The organism is Cupriavidus sp. WKF15 (genome assembly GCF_029278605.1).
Classification (GTDB): Bacteria; Pseudomonadota; Gammaproteobacteria; order Burkholderiales; family Burkholderiaceae; genus Cupriavidus.
The window spans coordinates 1-18,070 of sequence record NZ_CP119574.1; the positions used below are offsets into that span (position 1 = coordinate 1).

Here is an 18,070-nt window from a genome sequence, read left to right on the forward strand (position 1 = left end):
ATGCCATTGCTGGAAGTCCGCACAGGCTATCTGGAGGCGTCACTGCAAGCCATCGACAAGGAATGGGGCGGTACAGCCCGCTTCTTACGTGAGGCACTGTCAGTGGACGTGCAGCGTCTTCAGGTGCATTTCTTGGATGAAGCTGTATGATCAGCTAGTGGCGTGAGGGCTCGTCGGAGATGCGACGGCCAGTTCTGCACGCAAGGACCGCCGTCTAGCACAGAGCGGCCATTTGAATGTCCGCGTGCGTGTGTGGGCTAACGTCCGTGAATGGCCGCCCTCTGACGTCGGCCCACCTGTCCAAGGGTGTGCTGGCGCCAGAGGCAACTACCGACCCGGTTGCGCCGCCGGCTTCTGCGCCATGCGGACGGCCGCTCTATGGCACAAAAGAAGATCAACAGTGTCGCCTTGGAACCGTGCCATGGTCCGACCTGGAGTTGGTCCCAAGAGAGCCTCGCTGTCCAATTGCCGTAGCTCCCCTTCAACGCGAGGGGCGCCTTTGTTTTGGCGGAGTTCAGCAACTGCGGTCATACCATCAACCCTTCTTCTTTTCCTCGAGATAATGGATATCGAACGGCCCCATTCCGTGAATCTCGACAATGGTTGCCCGCTTCGTAAAGGCGTAATGCTGCGCCTTGCCAGGTAGATGGTGGAAGCCGCCGGACACTAGCTGGTGTGCCTTATTGATATCATATCTGTCACCTGACCCAAGATAGAGTGCACCAGAGAGAATCGTCAGGTTCTCGTCCTGCGCGTGCCAATGGGGTGGGATCTCATATCCGGCCGGCAGCTTCAGCCGGATCACATACGAACCCTCCTTCATCGGGTCGCCGTACAGCACAGCAATCTTGGCTCCCTTTGGGAGCGCGTCGGGCGCATCTGTCCATTTGAGGGTCGCGGCATTCAACATTTCCATCTTGTCGACCGGAGCAGCCTCCTGGCCGAACAGAGGAGGCGCAATGGCCAAGGCAAGCAACAGAGCACATTCCAGCCGTTTCATTTTTAGCCTCCCAGATCCGGTTTCCGTAATCGCTGACTGTCAGCGCGGATTGCCTTCATGTTAGGAAAGAAGCATGACGATACAAGCCGCGGCGCCGCAACTCAGGAACGGAAAGGCGCCAGGGGAGGGACATTCTGGACGCCATCACGATCATGAAACCTTGTCCCGCTGTCAGACGCTTCTTAGCTGGGCCAGGAGGGGCGCGTCGCGCTGCCGATCTAAAACGACTTCTGTCGCTGAGTGCCCAGCCTTGGGTACGCGCGCCGACGAAATCGACGTTGGTCTCCCCGAATCAGGCTGGATTCGGGTGCGGATGGGATGTGCGAATGTCCGAGCGATGAAGCAAGCGAATGATGCTGCATGGCCGCTGTCGGTCGGCTGCCGCGGCGGAACTCCGGCCGTCTCTGATCGACCCGGCGGCGTCATTCGAGTTCGCGAGGCTCCAAAGTCAGCTTTCGAAGTACAGCGGTCACCCCGTCATACTCGATAGCCAGCGAGTTCCATCATGCCGCGGATTGCGATTGCCGGTAGCGCCCTGGACTTTGCCCAACGATCCGTTTGAACGCGGAATTGAAGGCAGCCTCTGAACCATAGCCGATGCTTTCGGCGACCGAAGCTATACTTTTCCCTTCTCGCAGCGCGGCGCCAGCTTTTGCGATACGCCAATCGGTCAGATAATCGATGGGCGTCATGCCGACTAGCGTCCTGAAGCGCTCGGCAAACGTCGTGCGCGACATGGCCACCGCCGCCGCCAATTCATCGACTTTCCAACGCCGGGCTACGTCCTCATGGATGAGGGCAAGGGCGGTCCCGATCTTTGGATCGGCCAGCGCGCCAAGCCAACCCGGCGCATGCGCTCCCGACGCCAAATATTCGCGCAGGACTTGCACAAGTACCATGTTCGCGAGGCCCGCTGCGACAACCGACGCGCCCGGGCGGAGCGTCTCCGTTTCAAGTCGCAGCAGATCGAGCATGGCCCGCAGCGCCGGAGCTGTTTCAGAAGCAGCCGGAACATGGATAAGCGGCGGCAAGGACTTCAGCAAGAGTTCGCTGGTATCGGCGTCGAACACGAAGCGCCCTCCGGCTGCACTGACCTTCTCCCCGCTGCGGCCATAACGCACGATCCCGTCTGCACAAAGGCTCGTGGCAAGCACTTCACGGCCGTCGACGGGAGGAAGTGAAGGGTCGCTTCCGGTGCAGTACGCCTGCCCTTGAGTCAACAGATAGAAATCGCCCGCCCTTAGCTCGACCGGCGGTGCGCCATCTTCGAACCATAGCCAGAAAGCACCTTCCAGGATGCCACCGAACTTGATGTGTTCATAAGCCGAAAAGCGCAGCGACCAGGGGCCATACACTTCCAGCCGTGCCGCCAGCACGCTGTCGACTTTGAGCAGGTGAAAGACATCCGAGAGCGGGTCCATCCAAATCCGTACGATCGATAAATAAATACGTTGATTCGATTATAGATTAGACGGCCCTCCTAGACGAACATGGGATGTGCAGAGCGTGCGAGGCCATTTCATGATTCTCGCCCCTTGGACAAGCGATGAGGAAAATATCATGTCGACAATCAAGGACAAGGTCGTTGTCATCACCGGTGCAAGCAGCGGAATCGGCGAGGCAGCGGCACTGCTACTGGCTGAGCGCGGGGCGAAGGTGGTGCTGGGCGCCCGTGGGGAGCATCGACTGCGCGACCTCGCCGATCGCCTTGCCAAGGCGCGGGGACTATGTGCTTGGGCATGCACAGACGTTAGGCGCCGAGAAGACATGTCGCAACTCGTGAAACTGGCATGCGAGCGATTCGGTCAGCTCGACGTGCTGATCAACAACGCTGGTGTCGGGCCGATTTCTCCTCTCGACGAGCTGCGCGTGGACGATTGGGAAGACATGATCGACGTGAACATCAAAGGCGTGCTGAACGGCATTGCAGCGGCGTTACCGCTCTTTCGTAGGCAGGGCTTCGGCCACTTCATCAATACCGCCTCTACCGCCGCCCATCGCATCGCGCCGAACATGGCGGTCTACGCCGCGACCAAGAGTGCGGTGCGCGCGATCTCGGAGGGGTTAAGGCAGGAGGCGGGAGACAAACTGCGTGTAACGGTCATTTCACCCGGCTTCACGCGGACGAATTTTGCAGAATCGATGACCAACCCGGAAGCCAAGGCGCAAATCTCCGCCTCGATGGATAAATTCGCCATGTCGCCGGACGCCATAGCCCGGGCGATTGCGTTTGCAATCGAGCAACCGGCCGATGTTGACGTGGGCGAGATTATCGTCCGCCCCACAGCGCAGGGATAGGTTGCTGCCGCCGCAGCCGGCATTATCGCTTCTGGCTGGTAGCTGACATTTCAACAAACTGGTCGGGTCGTTCGCATTGGCCGATGCGATGGGCATCGGCTAATGCGAACGGCTGGAAACTGAACGGAGCCGACACCTGAATGTCAGTTCCGCGACACTAGCGGACGGCTCTTCATGGCCGAACCCGGCCGTCGGATCTTCGGTCTCTTCCGGGAATCGGCGGCGAACCGAATTTGCCCCACGCGCTGGTTCCCGCTACTGGTGTGAGGAACCGGAATTCGCCGGTAGCGTGACATGTCATTGACCGTGCATTGCTTTTTCGCCTATGACGGAGCGTCAACACGCAACTTTAGTGCTGCTGGTCACGGACATGGTATTAGCCCGACGGTGGTGTGGGGATTGTTCGAACAATGAAATCTGAAAGGCCTTGACCACCTCCGCAGCTTTGTCGGACAGCGCCCGATACCGACGTGGACCAAGCGCGCACAGGCTGTCAGCATAAGCATGCAGGAGACAGCCATGCCAGGGAAGAACATCCATGTCGTGCCTACGCGGCGTCTTGTCGTGCCCGTCGTGCTTGGCGCATTGGCTGGGCTGGCAGGAGCTGCCGGCGACGCGCGCGCGGACGTCGCCGCGGGCCAGTCCAAGGCACAGGCCTGCTTCGCCTGCCACGGACCGCAAGGCAACTCTACCAACCCCGCCTATCCGGTGCTGGCCGGCCAGACGGCACGGTACCTCTACCTGCAGTTGCGCGACTTCAAGGAAAAGCGGCGCAGCGACCCGGCCATGTCACCGATGGCGGCGCCGTTGTCGCGCGAAGACATGCAGGACCTGGCGGACTACTTCGCGGCGCAGAAGCCGCTGCCCTCGAGCTACAAGGTCGAAGCCGCGCGCGTGGATGCCGGAGAAAAAAAGGCTGACGAAGTGCTTTGCATGACGTGCCACTTGGGCGGCTTCTCCGGGCAGAACGAGATCCCCCGCGTCGCCGGCCAAAAGTACGCGTACATCGTCAAGCAGCTCGAGGATTTCCGTGCGAAGCGGCGCACCAACGATGCCGGCAACATGACCAGCGTGTCACGCAACCTGACCGACGACGACATCAAGAACCTGGCCAGCTACATCACCAACCTGAACTGAGCCGCCGCCTGGAAAGGCCGCACGCATCAAGCCTTGGGCGCAGCAGCTTTCGGACACGCTGGGAGAAGCCCCTTACTTGACGAGAAAGCGTGAATAGCCGGACTGCAATGCAGGCTGCGCACTTCCGTTGCGGTCCGCGCCAAACCAGGCCCCTTGAAAAGATAGAGTCAAGCGCCAAGCCTGGCAAAAATCTCCCCGTTGCCGCACATTCCTGACAATCTCCATAAGCAATGCAGGGGACAGCCATGCCAGGGAAAAACATCCATGTCGTGCCGACAATAACGGCTGGGCCGTTGAAGCAGAGGGCGGCGTTGCGGTCAGCAGTAATACGGCCGCGCCGGAAGACGCCATCGCCGCTGGGACGGAACGAGCCAGGCGAGAACAGGTAGAGCTGCTGATCCACGGTCGCGACGCCTAGATCCGCGATTCGGTCACGACCCGCGCGACATCAAGGGATGATGCCGTGACCAGCCGGCTCTCGCATTTCCGGCTGGACGGTAGGCGACAGCCTGGGCAGAGCGACCAGCCCCACATAATCCGAAGCATGAAGGTCTCGGAGCGGACCGGTCACCTGAATGATTGCATGACCGCGAGAGCGAACGGCCGAGAATGGCTTCAGGCGACCAAGAGGGGGGAGGGAGTTGGTCGGCGCTCCCCGACCCGTTGCCGTCACTCGGGCAAACGCATCAATAGTGGCGGTTTTCATAGCTCCAGCGGTCATCCGCTAGCGCAAGGTGACTTGATTTGCGACTCGTCGGCCATCTTGCTGGCGAGCCGTGCACCTAACCGCCACTAATGGGATATCGATTCCGCCGAGGATGATGGCGCCAAAGGTACTGCGATAATCAATCGCATAACGACAAACCAGGACCGGGCGCTGCGCGGCCGACCAATCGCTCACTGTAGGTTGGTCGAGTGCTCGCTATTGTTTATACGGGCAATCATCGCTAGCGTTGGTTGGGACGGTGCCGCTTCCATGACGGCCTCCAGGGTGTCTATCACATTGGAAACACTGTAGGCAGGCTCCCAGAACCGGCTTCCGCCGGTCGAATCCGCGGCAGCCTCCCATGCAGCCCAGGCGGAACTGCCATAAATGCCGACCAGCGTTAGACGCTGGTGGAGAACCTCCGATGGGATATCGTGGAGCAGTTGCCTAAGGTGCGCCAGGCAGCGCCGGTAGCCCGTATTCCATGTGTCGCCCACCGCTTCACGGAGTACCTCTCGGTCGGTGAGTTGCACGGTCGCGATCATGCGAATGTAGGTGTACTGCCCTGTCTTCTTGCCCAGCTCGAGCAGCGGATACGCAAGTGCCTCAATTACGCCGCGCACTGTCAACGTCTTTGTTGCCTCCATCTGGTCAAGCATCTCTTGGCGACGTGCGTCAATAAGCTGGGCACCGTCGAGGACTAGCTCCTTGAGCAGCTCGCGCTTGGATCCGAAGTGGTAATGGAGCGCGGCGCTGTTTCGCTGGCCGGCTGCCGACACGATTTCCTGCACCGTCACCCCTTCTACACCACGTAAGGCAAACAGACGCTGCGCTGCCTCCTTCAGGCGAGCGCGCGTCTCCAGACCATCGGCCCTGAGGGTTTTCACTGATGTCATCTCGAATTAAGCGAAGTACATTAATTAAACGAAAACACTTACTTGTGGTCAAGGAGCGTATCAAATGAGAGTAGTTATTGTAGGCGCGGGCATCGGCGGCCTCTGCGCGGCCATCTCGTTGCGGCAACGTGGCATCGACGTGACTGTGCTGGAACAGGCTGAAAGGCTGTCAGAGGTAGGTGCAGGAATCCAAATTGCGAGCAATGGAGCACTTTTGCTGCGTGAACTGGGCGTTGAGGAAGATCTTGCTGCCATTGCCACCCAGCCTGATGCCTTTGACTATCGTGATCTCGCAACTGGCAAGCGACTCTACCTGGCACCCCTCGGCCCAGAGGCTGCCGAGCGCTATGGTGCGCCGATGTACAACGTCCATCGCGCCGACCTGATCGACATCCTTGCGCGGGCCTTGCCTTCGGACGTTGTCCGGGTTGGTGCCAAAGTTGCTGGGGTCGGGCAGAACTCTCAGCGAGCGTGGGTGGATCTCGTCAATGGTGAACGGGTCGAGGCTGACGCGGTCGTCGGAGCCGATGGCATTCACTCCGCAGTGCGCGCCGCGCTGCGGGGACCGGAAAAGACACAGTTCGCCAACATCCTGATGTGGCGTGCGCTAATCCCAGCTCACAAGCTCAAGGGTTTGTCGCTTCCCGTACGCGGCAACAACTGGTTCGGACCAGGTCGTACGATTATTTCGTATTGGGTGCGCCCGGATCTGTACAGCATTCTCGCCTCCGTGCCGGCGGCGGAAGTGCATCGCGAAAGCTGGAGTGCCAGCGGCGATGTTGAGGAGCTGCGACGATCATTTGAGGGCGCGGAGCCGACGGTCACTGCCTTGCTGGACCAAGTGGAAACCAGCTTTATCACCGGGATGTACTACCGGGACCCGATTGAGCAATGGACCACTGGGCGCATCACGCTCCTTGGCGATGCGGCGCACGCCATGGTGCCTTTTCTGGCGCAGGGCGCATGCCAGTCCATCGAGGACGCATGGACACTGGCGACTACCCTCGCACGGGTGGGCGAAGCGAGTATCCCCGAACGGTTGCTTGAATATGAACGACGCAGGCAACCACGCACGACGCGCGTACAGTCCGGCGCCCGCGCCATTGTGAAGATGGTGCACGAGTCGGATCCTGGGCGTGTGCGAGTTCGGAACGGCCGGTGGAAAGGCATGGCTCGAATCGATCCGCTTGCGGAGACATCCTGGGCCTTTGTATGGGGCCACGACGAACGCCTCGCAGCTCAGCGGGCTCCAGGCGAAGTGGTAGGCCTCGCCAACGCCCGGGAGGGAAGGCGCATGCAGCGGGCCGAGAGCCAGCGTGCATTTGATATCTGGAAGAGTACCTTCTCACCGGAAGACGTGGCTCGCGGCCATGATGGCATGCGCGAGGCCTACGAGCGAATGCTCCTCACTCATTTTCCGGCACCGCGCCATGCCTCTGTAGAGGATGTCGAGCTTAACGGCGTCCAGGCACTGCGCGTCCGGGCGGCTGAGGCTTCGCGGTCCAACCCCGTTGTGTTGCACTTTCACGGCGGCGCGTATGTTCTCGGCTCGGCGCACAGTTCGCTGGAGTACGCACACCGCATTGCCGAGGCAGTCGATGGGGACTGCTACACAGTGGAATACCGGCTTGCACCCGAGCATCCGTATCCCGCGGCCATCGATGATGCGCTGGATGCCTACCGCGGTCTTCTGGCTTCCGGTGTTTCCCCTGAACAGATCATGCTCAGTGGCGAATCGTGCGGCGGTGGACTGGCCCTGGCCCTGGCCATAGCAATCCGCGACGCCGGCCTGCCCGCACCCGCTGGTGTCTTCGCGGTTTGTCCCTTTACCGACCTGACGTTGAGCGGCCCGACTGTTCAGGCGCACTCCGGAGATGACCCGGCAGCCCACCGTGACTCGCTCAGCCTGCTCGGCGCCTCGTACTTCCAGGGGCACGAACCAACCGATCCACGCGTGTCGCCGTTGTTCGGGAACCTTCGTGGCCTACCGCCGCTTTTCCTTGCGGCTGTCGAAGGAGAGGTGCTCTTGAGCGATACCACGCGATTGGCCGACAAAGCTGTGGCAAGCGGGGTCGATACGACTCTGCGCGTGATCGAGGACTCTGTGCATGTCTTCACGCTATTCCCGTTCTTGCCCGAAGCACGGCAAATTTTTGCTGAATTCGCTGCCTGGAGCCATGAGCGCATCAATGTCTCAACTCATGCGCTGCCGACGGCCTGACCACTACTACTGAACGGGCACAAATGTGCCAAACATCGGCGGCACCCCATTCCTTCGTGCATTTGGGGCGCCGCCCACCTTTGCGAGGTTGCAACCCTGAAGGGAACTTATGGCCGCGCAATTTCAGTCCCGATGTGTTCAACGGTAGACCAGCGCGTTGAGACGCGAAACAAAATGAAAGGAGACAAGCCATGCCCACTTCATCACCCTCGCAATGCATCCGAGAGCATCCTCGGTTCCGAGAGCTGACCGCTCGCAAGTCGCGCCTTTCACGCACTCTCCTTGTCATCGTCCTCCTACCTTACTACGTGCTCCTCGCACTTGTAGCCTTTGGTCCGAACACACTGCGTCACTTGATTGGGCCTGGTACGACGATCAACGTGGGCATCCTCTTTGCCATTCTCAATATTGTTCTTGGATGGACGGCTACGGCGATCTATGTTCACCGTGCCAACAAGGACTTTGACGAGGTCAACAGCCAGATTCTGAGAGAGGTGGGACGATGAGAACATCGGTGACGAAGTCCATCGCTACCGCGGCGATGCTGACAAGCAGCCCTGCATGGACAGCTACCACGACCGAGACCACGAAAGCCAAACCTCTCAACGTCCTGGCAATCGCCATGTTTCTTGTGTTTGTGGGAATCACATTAGTGATCACCCGCTGGGCGACCCGCCGGTCCAGGACAGCCAACGATTTTTTTACCGCAGGCGGGGGCATTACCGGGCTACAGAATGGATTGGCAATCGCTGGGGATTCTGTCTCGGCAGCGACGATGCTCGGTATGGTGAGCCTCGTATATGCCCACGGCTTCGACGGCGTACTGTACGTCGTAGGATTCTTTGTTGGTTGGCCGGTCATGTTGCTGCTCATGGCCGAGCGAGTGCGCAATCTGGGAAAGTTCACGTTCGTCGACATCATTTCGGATCGTCTCGACCCAATCAGCACGCGCTGGATGGCCGCAGCGAGTTCGCTAACAGTGGTCTTTCTCTACCTGATTGTCCAGATGCTCGGCGCGGGCGAGCTTATTCAGCTTTTGTTTGGGCTGGACTACGACTACGCCGTGGTTAGCGTTGGCGCCTTGATGATGGTTTATGTTTCCTTCGGTGGAATGGTCGCCACAACCTGGGTCCAGATCATCAAGGCGGTGCTGATGCTGGCCGGTGGTACCGTGCTGCTGTTGTTGGCGCTGGCTCAATTCGGATTCAGCTTCGAGGCATTGTTTGCTCAGGTCGTGTCCGTTCACAAGCGTGGGATAGCGTTCATAGAGCCGGGCCAACTCATGGCCGATCCCGTCTCGGCACTATCGCTCTCGATTGCGGCGGTTTTTGGGCTTTGCGGGCTGCCGCACATCCTTATGCGCTTCTTTACCGTGCCGAACGCGCGGGAAGCTCGCAAGAGTGTCTTCGTCGCAAGCTCCGCAATTATATGTACGTGGCGATGTGTGTCATCGGGCTGGCGAGCGTCGCGATCGTGGGCAACGATCCGCAATTCTTTGATGGCGGCAATGTTGGCGGCAAGCTGCTGGGTGGCGCCAACATGATTACCATGAACATGGCAAAGGCACTGGGGGGCGATGTATTCTTCGGCTTCCTGGCTGCCGTGGCGTTCGCCACCATCCTGGCGGTCGTCTCGGGTCTTGTGCTGGCGGGAGCTTCCGCAATTTCCCATGACCTTTACGCAAATGTACTGCGCAGAGGTACAGCGAGCGAGGCGTCGCAACTACGCGTCACCAAGCAAGCCACTATCGTCATCGGCGCAATCGCGATCATGTTGGGCCTCCTGTTTAGAGGCCAGAATCTGGCCTTCCTGATAGCGCTCGTGTTCAGCGTCGCCGCTTCCGCCAACTTCCCGCCGCTGATCCTTTCCATGTATTGGAGAGGTTTGACCAGTCGAGGCGCGGTTTGGGGAGGGCTGACCGGCCTCATGTCGTCGGTCGGACTCGTCATTCTGTCTCCGGCCATCTGGAAGTCAATGCTGGGCCATCCGCAGGCAATCTTCCCTTACGAGTATCCCGCGGTAATCTCCATGCCGCTCGCCTTCTTGGTGACTTGGCTTGTCTCCAGGCTCGACCGCAGCGCGAGAGCCGAATCTGAGCAAGGCAGATTCGACGACCAGTTCGTGCGTGCACAGACGGGCTTCGGTGCAGCGCAAGCCACCGACCATTGATCCCCTGAAACTATCTGGCCCTGCGGAGCGATTGGGTGGCTCGTTGCAGATGAGGTCGACTTGGACCGCATCGCCTTGGCAAGGCTCTTCATCGCCCACGATGAAGCAGCCCATCCGACTTGACTCCGACATACCACTACATCTTTGCTGCACTGGACTGAAAACATGATGACGACCTCACCGCATTGGCCTCATGGCTTGCCCGACCATCTCTCGGCACCGGAGACTTCCCTGTATGCCAACCTGGAAGTCGCCGCCACCCGCTATCCGGAAAAAGCAGCCTTGCTCTATTACGGCAGCGCGATGAGCTATCGCCGTCTGCGTAGCGAGGTTGATGCAATGGCTGGGTTCCTGCAGCAACACTGCGGCCTGACCCGCGGCGACCGTGTGGTGCTGTATATGCAGAACAGTCCTCAGTTCATCATCGCGTTCTACGCGATCCTGCGGGCCGATGCCGTCGTTGTTCCCGTCAATCCCATGAACCTGACTGCGGAGCTCCAATACATCGTCGAGGACAGCGGAGCCAAGATAGCCTTTGTCGGCGACGAACTTCTTTCAAATGTCGAGCCGCTATTTGACCATCAACTGGATACTGTCGTTGGTGTGCGCTACGCCGATTATCTATTCGCGGAGACCGACCTGGCGTTGCCCGATGTCATAACCCCAGTCAAACGCCAAGCACCGCAATCGATGAACTCGCGATGCAACGTCGTCGACTGGGTGGACGCACTGCACCATCAGTGCGTACCACGGCAACACGATGCCGGTCCCAACGATCTGGCAGTGATTCCTTATACCTCTGGGACGACCGGCCGACCAAAAGGATGCATGCATACTCACCGTACCACGATGCATGTCGCCGTTTCGTGCGCGGAATGGCCTTCAGTTCCGAAAGACACCATTTCTCTGTGCTCCTTGCCGCTGTTTCATGTGACGGGCATGCAGAATTGCATGAATATGCCGATCTTCCTCGGGGCTACGGTGGTGTTGATGACACGCTGGGACGCGAGGTGTGCGGCCCAGTTGATTGAGCGTCATCGGGTACGGACGTGGGTCACGATTCCGACCATGCTGATCGACCTCCTGAATCAGCCAGACGTCGGGAAGTTCGACCTGAGTTCGCTGTCGTACCTGAGCGGTGGGGGCGCTGCAATGCCGCAGGCGCTGGCCAAACAGATTCGCGAGCGATGGAATATTCCATATGTGGAGGGATATGGACTGTCGGAAACCATGTCGGCGACGCATATCAATCCGCCCCGGCGCAGTAAGGAACAGTGTCTCGGCATTCCGATCTTCGATACGGAATCGATGGTCGTCGACCCATCCACCTTTGAGCCTGCTGACGTGGGTGCCATCGGCGAAATACTGGTCCATGGGCCACAGGTTTTCGAAGGATACTGGCGGGCTCCGGATGCCACGCAAGACGCCTTCGTCGAAATGGATGGCAAGCAGTACTTGCGCACCGGTGACCTCGGCTATGTCGATGCCGATGGCTATTTCTTCATGGTTGACCGCGTCAAGCGGATGATCAACGCGTCCGGGTACAAGGTATGGCCCGCCGAAGTCGAGACAATGCTGTTCGAGCACCCGGCAATCCAGGAGGCCTGTGTGATTTCTGCACGCGATGTACGTCGTGGAGAATCAGTCAAGGCAGTCGTCGTCGTGCGCGATGGCTTCACTGTTACCGAAGAACAGCTCATTGCCTGGGCGCGCGAGCGAATGGCGTCATATAAGGTCCCGCGGCTCATCCAGTTCGCCTCTTCCCTGCCCCGTACAGCGAGCGGAAAGGTTCAATGGAGATTGCTGCAGGAAGCAGAGTTCCAGGGAGGCGAAGCATCATGATGTTCTACGAAATTCGTGTCGCCCACCAGGCTTCCGCCCTGAACGACGACGGCATTGTGGCTCGCACTCTAAAGCAATGTCACGAGAATGATTTACCAGTTGCGTGTAAGCCGATAGCACCTTGCCAACCATGAAAAACCATCCGCAGCAACTTGATCTCGCCAGGCTGGCGGACTATCTCGAAGACCATCTTCCGGGTATCGAAGGGCCGATCGTTGCGGAGAAATTCTCCGGCGGTCAGTCGAATCCGACCTTTCTGTTACACGCTCGAAGTGGGCGGTACGTGCTCAGGCGGCAGCCGCCGGGGATGCTGCTGAAGTCTGCGCATGCGGTGGACCGCGAGTTCCGCATGCTGTCCGCACTGACGGGCACGGCGGTGCCGGTTGCACAACCCTATCACCTCTGCGAGGACCGCGAGGTAATTGGCAGCATGTTTTATGTGATGAGCTTCGAAGAGGGGCGAATCTTTTGGAATCCCGCGCTGCCGGAGGTTCCCAGGCTGGACCGTGCTTCATGCTACGAAGCGATGCTGGTAGCCATGGCGGCGTTGCACGATATCGATGTCAATGCTGCTGGCCTAGGCGATTTCGGTCGTCCCGGTAACTATTTCGAACGGCAGATCGGCATTTGGACGAAGCAGTATCGGGCGGCGGAAACGGAGCGGCTCAGCGCAATGGAGGCACTCATTGAATGGCTGCCGACAGCCTGTCCGCCAGAGCGGGGGCAAACGGGCCTTTTGCATGGCGATTTCCGGATAGACAACGTGATGTTTGAATCGGGCAATCATCGGGTGAAGGCCATACTCGACTGGGAGCTGTCGACGCTCGGAGATCCGCTCGCAGACCTGGCGTACTTTTGCATGTGCCTGCGACTGCCATCGGACGGATACATCACGGGGCTAGCAGGCCAAGACCGTACTGCGCTTGGAGTGCCGCAAGAAGACCAGCTCGTCGCACGTTATTGCGAACTACGTGGCATTGGGCCGATCCAGAACTGGCATTTCTATCTCGCATTCAGTTTCTTCCGTCTTGCGGCCATTGCGCAAGGCGTAAGGCAGCGTGCGCTCATGGGCAACGCGTCAAGCACAGAGGCTCTGCGGGCCGGGGCAATGGCAGGATCGCTGGCGGAAGAGGCGGTGCGGCTGATCGATGCTTGCCACTGAAGCAAGCGGAGAAATATCGGCCCCGAACCAATTTGAATTACGTCCCACTCCAAATGAAAGTCCTAATTGTTCACGCCCATCCAGAACCGAAGTCATTCAGTTCTGCGCTAAAAGACCTTGCAGTAAACGAACTTCAAAAGGCAGGCCACGAAATAGTGCTTTCCGATCTCTACGCGATGAAGTTTAATCCGGTTGCGTCTTCGGCAGATTTTGGAAAAAGAGTAGACCCGGACTATTGTGTCTATGCGCTGGAACAGCGCAACGGCGTATCCTCTAGCACAATAAGCGCGGACATTCAACAAGAGCTTGACAAGCTCCTGCAGTGTGATCTCCTTGTGCTGAACTTTCCGCTGTTCTGGTTTTCGACACCAGCTATCCTGAAGGGCTGGATTGACCGAGTGCTGGTGTCGGGTAGGGTGTACGGCGGTAAGCGTTTCTATGATCGTGGAGGCCTTCGCGGAAAGCGTGTCTTAGTAAGCATCACGCTGGGTGGTCAACAGCATATGTTTGCTAAAAATGGAGTCCATGGGCCGCTCGATGACATGCTCAAACACCTATTGCGGGGCACGCTGGCCTACACTGGGCTTGCGGTGCTACCCCCGTTTGTTGCATGGCATGTTCCGTACGTTACCCACGACGATCGCGTTGCCATGTTGGCGTCCTGGCGGGAACACATTCTCTCCCTTAACGAGCAGATTCCTCTATCATTTCCGAGCCTCAATGACTTCGATGACTTACTTCACCCGCTTAGAGACGTCGAGTAGGGCGAGTTGAACCACCCCGGGAACCGTGGCTCCTGGAGCGGACTCACCGGCTTCCAGCGTCATGGTCTTGTAGCGGGTTTTCGCATAAACAAAACAGGGCGCAGCCTCAGAAGAGAAAGCTGCACCATATTCCATATGCGGAACCGGTCCAGCCCAACTTGGCCGCGATGCTCTCTGCAGTCGGCCGCGCACACCTGAAGCGAATGACCGCATGCTGAGTGGTTCTGCCATCCGAATGTCTCGAAGACACAGCGGACGAGGGTCGCTTCATGGCCGACTGCGGCCCGACGCCGAGCACAGCCGAGCGTTCCTCCTGGACCGGTCCGCGTAGGGCAGAAGACGACCCATCTCTGCCGTTGCGAATACGAAACCCGAATGGCCGCTTGCGAAGTACAACCGCCATCGCCTCGCTTACAGCGTTAATCAGGTCATTGACCGAAGCAAATGTAAATGTAAGCCGAACTGCAGGATAGAAGCAATCGAGGCACGCGGATTTTCCGCGACTTTATCCAACTCTGCGCGCCTCCTTTCCCAATAGACACTAACATGTAGCCATCTCAGTGATGTTATGGAGCTCGAAATCAAAGCACGCAAAGTTACCCAGGAAGCTGGCCTGGCCCGGCTGGGCAAGATTGACTTTCATACCCTGTACGCGTTTGCTGCTCTCTTGCGGTGCCGTAGCGTCTCGCGTGCCGCGGCTCTAATGGAAGTCTCACAGCCGGCTATGAGTCGAACGCTCGACCGTCTGCGCAATATATTCCAGGATGCTCTACTAGTGCGTGAGGGGAACCATATGCTGCTGACTTCGCACGGCAAGGAGTTGCTGCCAATCGTGGAAAAGCTGCTGGAAACCACGACGCAGTTGGCCGGTGTCAACGCGCCTTTCGATGCATCCACTCATGTGCGACATTTTTCACTGGCGTGCAATGAACATATTCAGCTCTCGCTGGCTCCTCCCTTACTGATCGCCCTGCGCACCGCAGCCCCCTCCATCACCGCGCAGTTCAGTCCATTGCATCGGAGTGGCGCCGTCGATGGCTTGGCAAGCGGCGAGCTCGATCTATGCGTTGGTTCCGCCTTTCCCTCTGCGCCGGGCATCCGTACTCGGTTGCTGTACTCCGAAAAGTTCGTCTGCATCATGCGCAAGCCGCGCCGTACCGGGGGAATTGCCAGGATCAGCCTAAAGGACTTCTGCAGCCTGCCTCACTTGGATGTCTCGCCCACTGGCCTTACCTTGCTGGGCGAACTGATCAACCGCGCTATCCGCAAGCAAGGCGGATCTCGGCAGGTCGTGTACACCATTTCCAGCTTCATGGCAGCGCCGCAGATCGTCAGCGAGACCGACATGATCTGCGCCATCCCGGCAAGGACAGCCAAGCGGCTGGCTTTGCCGGATAACGTTGTGGTGGCCGAGCTTGCCTTTGAGGCGCCTGCCACGGATGTCTCGATGTTCTGGCACAACCTTACCGACCGCGACGCAGCTTGTGCTTGGCTGCGCACCGAGATCCGCCGCGCGCTACCCGCACAATAAGAGTTACAAGGTCATACCAGTGTTGGTATGACTGATATAGACCGCCCCCGATTGGTGCCGTGTCTGTGGCTGCCTATTCTGCAGCCATGCGAGCCAGACGAGCTCGCCCTCGATAAGTTAGCGTGGAGACAGGATGAACAGACGCACCTCACTGCGCCTGGCCGGAGCGGCCGCATTGCTCTTGCTGGCACTGCCCTTCAGCGCGGGCGCATACCCCGATAAGGCAATCCGACTGGTAGTTTCGTTCCCGCCCGGCAGCGGTGCCGATACCACTGCGCGCTATGTCGCGCAGAAGCTCGGTGAGCGGCTGGGCAAACCGGTAGTCGTGGAGAATCGCCCGGGAGCCAACAGCTTCATCGCCGCTCAGGCAGTGGCCGGTGCTGACGCCGACGGCCACACGATCTTTCTGGCCAGCAATTCTCCAATGGCGACCAATGTAGCCATCTTCAAGCGTTTGCCATATGACCCCGTGAAAGACTTCGCACCGGTGGCCCGGCTGTCGAGTGGTGTGATGGCGGTGGTGGTGCCAGCCTCTTCGGATGTGAAGACTATCGACGAGTTGGCAACGCGCAGCCGGGCCCAACCTGGCGTGCTCAACTATGGCGCGGGCGCGGCCTCGTATCAGATCGCCGCCGAACTCTTCCTCCATCTGGCGGGTGGCCGTGCTACGCCGGTGCCGTACAAGGGTGTGGCGCCGGCCTTGTCGGACCTGGCGGGCGGCCAGCTCGACTTCGCCTTTGCCGATCTCGGCGCCGCCGTTCCTTTTCTCCAGTCCGGCAAGGTTCGGATGCTGGCTGTGAGCGGCGACCGACGCTTTGATGCCTTTCCCAAGGTGCCAACGCTCCAGGAATCGGGCTTCAGGGACTACTACATGGTCAACTGGACCGGCGCTTTCGTTCCGGTCCGTACGCCGGCGTCCATCATCGAGCTGCTCAGCAAAGAGCTGCAGGCGATTTACCGCTTGCCCGAAACAGCGGTGAAGGTACGGCAATCCTACGGCGAGCCCTTTGTTGGCGATGCCAACGAACTGAGGCGCTTTCAGCTTGAGGAAATCAGCCGCTGGGAGCGGGCAGCCAGGCAGGCCGGAATGCAGAAACAATGAGAGCCATATCATGACGACGAACTTGACCCATAGCGATACCGAACAATTTCCCGTCCGCCAGCTTCCCCTTGCTGGCCTGACGGTTCTCGATCTGGGCCAGATCTATCAGGGACCCTATTGCGGCTTCCTTCTGGCTATGGCCGGTGCCGATGTGATCAAGATCGAACCTCCACATGGCGAGCCGGTGCGCGCGCGCCGCGAGTCGTTGCTGCCCTTGGCCATGCTCAACTCCAATAAGCGTGGCATTACGCTGAACTTCAAAACAGAGAAAGGCCGCAGCGTTTTCCGCGATCTCGTGGCCAAGGCGGACGTCGTGCTGGAGAACTTCATGCCGGGCGTGATGGAGCGCCTCGGCCTCGGCGCCGAAGCGCTGCTGGAGATCAATCCACGCTTGATCTATGCGTCTGCCTCGGGCTACGGCACCAGCGGGCCGAATCGTGATCATCTTGCGATGGACCTGACGATTCAGGCCATGAGCGGGGCCATGTACGTGACCGGCTATCCCGATCGTGCCCCGGTCAAGGCAGGGCCGGCTATCAGCGACTTCCTGGGCGGCATCCATCTGTATGGCGCCATCGTCACTGCCTTGTTCGAGCGCGAGCGGACCGGTCGTGGACGGATTGCCGAGATCGCCATGCAAGACGCGATGTATCCCACTCTCGCCTCCAACCTGACGCTGTACTACGAGGATCCGGAGCGAAATCCGCGCACCGGAAACAAGCACGGAGCGCTCGCAATGTCGCCCTACAACACCTACGCGGCGAAGGATGGCTACATCGCCATTATTTGCGTCACCGAAGGTCACTGGCCGGCGCTGTGCCGGGCCATGGGGCGCCCGGACTTGGGCGGCCAGGAGCGCTACGCCACCCACGCCGCGCGTTGTGCGGTCATGGGCGAGGTGGACGAAATGGTTGCCGCCTGGGCTTGCGACCTGACACGAGCCGAGATCATGGCGGCTGGCCAAGCCCATCATTTTCCCTGCGCGCCAGTACGCACGCTCGATGAGGTTGTGCATGACCGTCATATGCACGAGCGCGGCATGCTGAACTATGTCACGCATCCCAAGCTGGGCGAGGTGGTCCTACCCAACAGCCCCTTGCGCTTTCATCAGTCCCCGCCGTTGGCGCTGAAGGCCAACCCGGACCTGGGCGAGCACAACGAGGACGTGCTGAGCGAGCTGCTCGGACTGTCGGCCGAGACAATCGATTCCCTGCGCCAGCAAGGTGCGTTCTGAAGCAACAA

At 59.4% G+C, this 18,070-nt stretch carries 16 protein-coding genes and 1 pseudogene; 14 read left to right on the forward strand and 3 right to left on the reverse strand.

Annotated features, from left to right (window positions below; genetic code table 11):
• Positions 1 to 150, forward strand: coding sequence for a tyrosine-protein phosphatase (locus CupriaWKF_RS29880; protein ID WP_276103696.1), 150 nt, complete (start codon positions 1 to 3; stop codon positions 148 to 150).
• 385 nt (positions 151 to 535) lie between these two features.
• On the opposite strand, the gene CupriaWKF_RS29885 is transcribed toward CupriaWKF_RS29880, so the two are convergent.
• Complete coding sequence (locus CupriaWKF_RS29885) at positions 536 to 1,000, reverse strand: cupin domain-containing protein (protein ID WP_276103697.1); 465 nt, start codon at positions 998 to 1,000, stop codon at positions 536 to 538.
• Between the two features lie 503 nt (positions 1,001 to 1,503).
• The gene (locus CupriaWKF_RS29890; RefSeq protein ID WP_276103700.1) at positions 1,504 to 2,421 is read right to left on the reverse strand and encodes an AraC family transcriptional regulator; all 918 of its coding nucleotides are present in this window, start codon (positions 2,419 to 2,421) and stop codon (positions 1,504 to 1,506) included.
• 139 nt (positions 2,422 to 2,560) lie between these two features.
• On the opposite strand from CupriaWKF_RS29890, the gene CupriaWKF_RS29895 reads away from it, so the two are divergent.
• The 3 genes and pseudogenes from CupriaWKF_RS29895 (at position 2,561) to CupriaWKF_RS29905 (ending at position 4,853) form a co-directional block, all read left to right on the forward strand.
• Positions 2,561 to 3,298 (forward strand): SDR family oxidoreductase, encoded by a 738-nt coding sequence (locus CupriaWKF_RS29895; RefSeq protein ID WP_276103701.1) that lies wholly within the window; start codon positions 2,561 to 2,563, stop codon positions 3,296 to 3,298.
• A 519-nt stretch (positions 3,299 to 3,817) separates the two neighbouring features.
• The gene (locus CupriaWKF_RS29900; RefSeq protein ID WP_276103702.1) at positions 3,818 to 4,435 is read left to right on the forward strand and encodes a c-type cytochrome; all 618 of its coding nucleotides are present in this window, start codon (positions 3,818 to 3,820) and stop codon (positions 4,433 to 4,435) included.
• A 245-nt stretch (positions 4,436 to 4,680) separates the two neighbouring features.
• A pseudogene (locus CupriaWKF_RS29905) lies at positions 4,681 to 4,853 on the forward strand (DUF2188 domain-containing protein).
• Between the two features lie 479 nt (positions 4,854 to 5,332).
• On the opposite strand, the gene CupriaWKF_RS29910 reads toward CupriaWKF_RS29905, so the two are convergent.
• Complete coding sequence (locus CupriaWKF_RS29910; RefSeq protein ID WP_276103703.1) at positions 5,333 to 6,028, reverse strand: TetR/AcrR family transcriptional regulator; 696 nt, start codon at positions 6,026 to 6,028, stop codon at positions 5,333 to 5,335.
• Between the two features lie 73 nt (positions 6,029 to 6,101).
• Here CupriaWKF_RS29910 and CupriaWKF_RS29915 point away from each other — a divergent pair, with 73 nt between their 5' ends.
• The 10 genes from CupriaWKF_RS29915 (at position 6,102) to CupriaWKF_RS29955 (ending at position 18,062) form a co-directional block, all read left to right on the forward strand.
• A complete protein-coding gene (locus CupriaWKF_RS29915) occupies positions 6,102 to 8,258 on the forward strand; it encodes an alpha/beta hydrolase fold domain-containing protein (protein WP_276103704.1) in 2,157 nt (718 codons plus the stop codon).
• Positions 8,259 to 8,449: 191 nt separating this feature from the next.
• Positions 8,450 to 8,764, forward strand: coding sequence for a DUF485 domain-containing protein (locus CupriaWKF_RS29920; RefSeq protein WP_276103707.1), 315 nt, complete (start codon positions 8,450 to 8,452; stop codon positions 8,762 to 8,764).
• A gap of 8 nt (positions 8,765 to 8,772) precedes the next feature.
• A complete protein-coding gene (locus CupriaWKF_RS34400) occupies positions 8,773 to 9,801 on the forward strand; it encodes a hypothetical protein (protein WP_346348639.1) in 1,029 nt (342 codons plus the stop codon).
• Complete coding sequence (locus tag CupriaWKF_RS34405) at positions 9,699 to 10,427, forward strand: hypothetical protein (protein WP_346348650.1); 729 nt, start codon at positions 9,699 to 9,701, stop codon at positions 10,425 to 10,427. Before CupriaWKF_RS34400 ends, CupriaWKF_RS34405 begins: the two co-directional genes overlap by 103 nt.
• Before the next feature lie 165 nt (positions 10,428 to 10,592).
• Entirely contained in the window at positions 10,593 to 12,269 is a 1,677-nt protein-coding gene (locus CupriaWKF_RS29930; RefSeq protein ID WP_276103708.1) for a long-chain-fatty-acid--CoA ligase, read from the forward strand.
• 130 nt (positions 12,270 to 12,399) lie between these two features.
• A complete protein-coding gene (locus tag CupriaWKF_RS29935) occupies positions 12,400 to 13,431 on the forward strand; it encodes a phosphotransferase (RefSeq protein WP_276103710.1) in 1,032 nt (343 codons plus the stop codon).
• Between the two features lie 53 nt (positions 13,432 to 13,484).
• On the forward strand, positions 13,485 to 14,195 hold the full coding sequence (locus CupriaWKF_RS29940; protein ID WP_276103712.1) for an NAD(P)H-dependent oxidoreductase: 711 nt from the start codon (positions 13,485 to 13,487) through the stop codon (positions 14,193 to 14,195).
• Positions 14,196 to 14,763: 568 nt separating this feature from the next.
• The gene (locus tag CupriaWKF_RS29945; protein WP_276103713.1) at positions 14,764 to 15,726 is read left to right on the forward strand and encodes a LysR family transcriptional regulator; all 963 of its coding nucleotides are present in this window, start codon (positions 14,764 to 14,766) and stop codon (positions 15,724 to 15,726) included.
• Positions 15,727 to 15,859: 133 nt separating this feature from the next.
• Entirely contained in the window at positions 15,860 to 16,828 is a 969-nt protein-coding gene (locus CupriaWKF_RS29950; protein ID WP_276103714.1) for a tripartite tricarboxylate transporter substrate binding protein, read from the forward strand.
• Positions 16,829 to 16,838: 10 nt separating this feature from the next.
• Positions 16,839 to 18,062 carry a CoA transferase gene (locus tag CupriaWKF_RS29955; protein ID WP_276103715.1) on the forward strand — a complete coding sequence of 408 codons (1,224 nt, stop codon included), beginning with the start codon at positions 16,839 to 16,841 and terminating at the stop codon, positions 18,060 to 18,062.
• Positions 18,063 to 18,070: the final 8 nt, after the last annotated feature.

What these genes read in the sequence shown, in the direction of transcription:
- CupriaWKF_RS29880 (WP_276103696.1), top strand. Translation starts at nt 1, where the DNA reads ATGCCATTGCTGGAAGTCCGCACAGGCTATCTGGAGGCGTCACTGCAA.
- CupriaWKF_RS29885 (WP_276103697.1), bottom strand. Translation starts at nt 1,000, where the DNA reads ATGAAACGGCTGGAATGTGCTCTGTTGCTTGCCTTGGCCATTGCGCCT.
- CupriaWKF_RS29890 (WP_276103700.1), bottom strand. Translation starts at nt 2,421, where the DNA reads ATGGACCCGCTCTCGGATGTCTTTCACCTGCTCAAAGTCGACAGCGTG.
- CupriaWKF_RS29895 (WP_276103701.1), top strand. Translation starts at nt 2,561, where the DNA reads ATGTCGACAATCAAGGACAAGGTCGTTGTCATCACCGGTGCAAGCAGC.
- CupriaWKF_RS29900 (WP_276103702.1), top strand. Translation starts at nt 3,818, where the DNA reads ATGCCAGGGAAGAACATCCATGTCGTGCCTACGCGGCGTCTTGTCGTG.
- CupriaWKF_RS29915 (WP_276103704.1), top strand. Translation starts at nt 6,102, where the DNA reads ATGAGAGTAGTTATTGTAGGCGCGGGCATCGGCGGCCTCTGCGCGGCC.
- CupriaWKF_RS29920 (WP_276103707.1), top strand. Translation starts at nt 8,450, where the DNA reads ATGCCCACTTCATCACCCTCGCAATGCATCCGAGAGCATCCTCGGTTC.
- CupriaWKF_RS34405 (WP_346348650.1), top strand. Translation starts at nt 9,699, where the DNA reads ATGTGTGTCATCGGGCTGGCGAGCGTCGCGATCGTGGGCAACGATCCG.
- CupriaWKF_RS29930 (WP_276103708.1), top strand. Translation starts at nt 10,593, where the DNA reads ATGATGACGACCTCACCGCATTGGCCTCATGGCTTGCCCGACCATCTC.
- CupriaWKF_RS29935 (WP_276103710.1), top strand. Translation starts at nt 12,400, where the DNA reads ATGAAAAACCATCCGCAGCAACTTGATCTCGCCAGGCTGGCGGACTAT.
- CupriaWKF_RS29940 (WP_276103712.1), top strand. Translation starts at nt 13,485, where the DNA reads ATGAAAGTCCTAATTGTTCACGCCCATCCAGAACCGAAGTCATTCAGT.
- CupriaWKF_RS29945 (WP_276103713.1), top strand. Translation starts at nt 14,764, where the DNA reads ATGGAGCTCGAAATCAAAGCACGCAAAGTTACCCAGGAAGCTGGCCTG.
- CupriaWKF_RS29950 (WP_276103714.1), top strand. Translation starts at nt 15,860, where the DNA reads ATGAACAGACGCACCTCACTGCGCCTGGCCGGAGCGGCCGCATTGCTC.
- CupriaWKF_RS29955 (WP_276103715.1), top strand. Translation starts at nt 16,839, where the DNA reads ATGACGACGAACTTGACCCATAGCGATACCGAACAATTTCCCGTCCGC.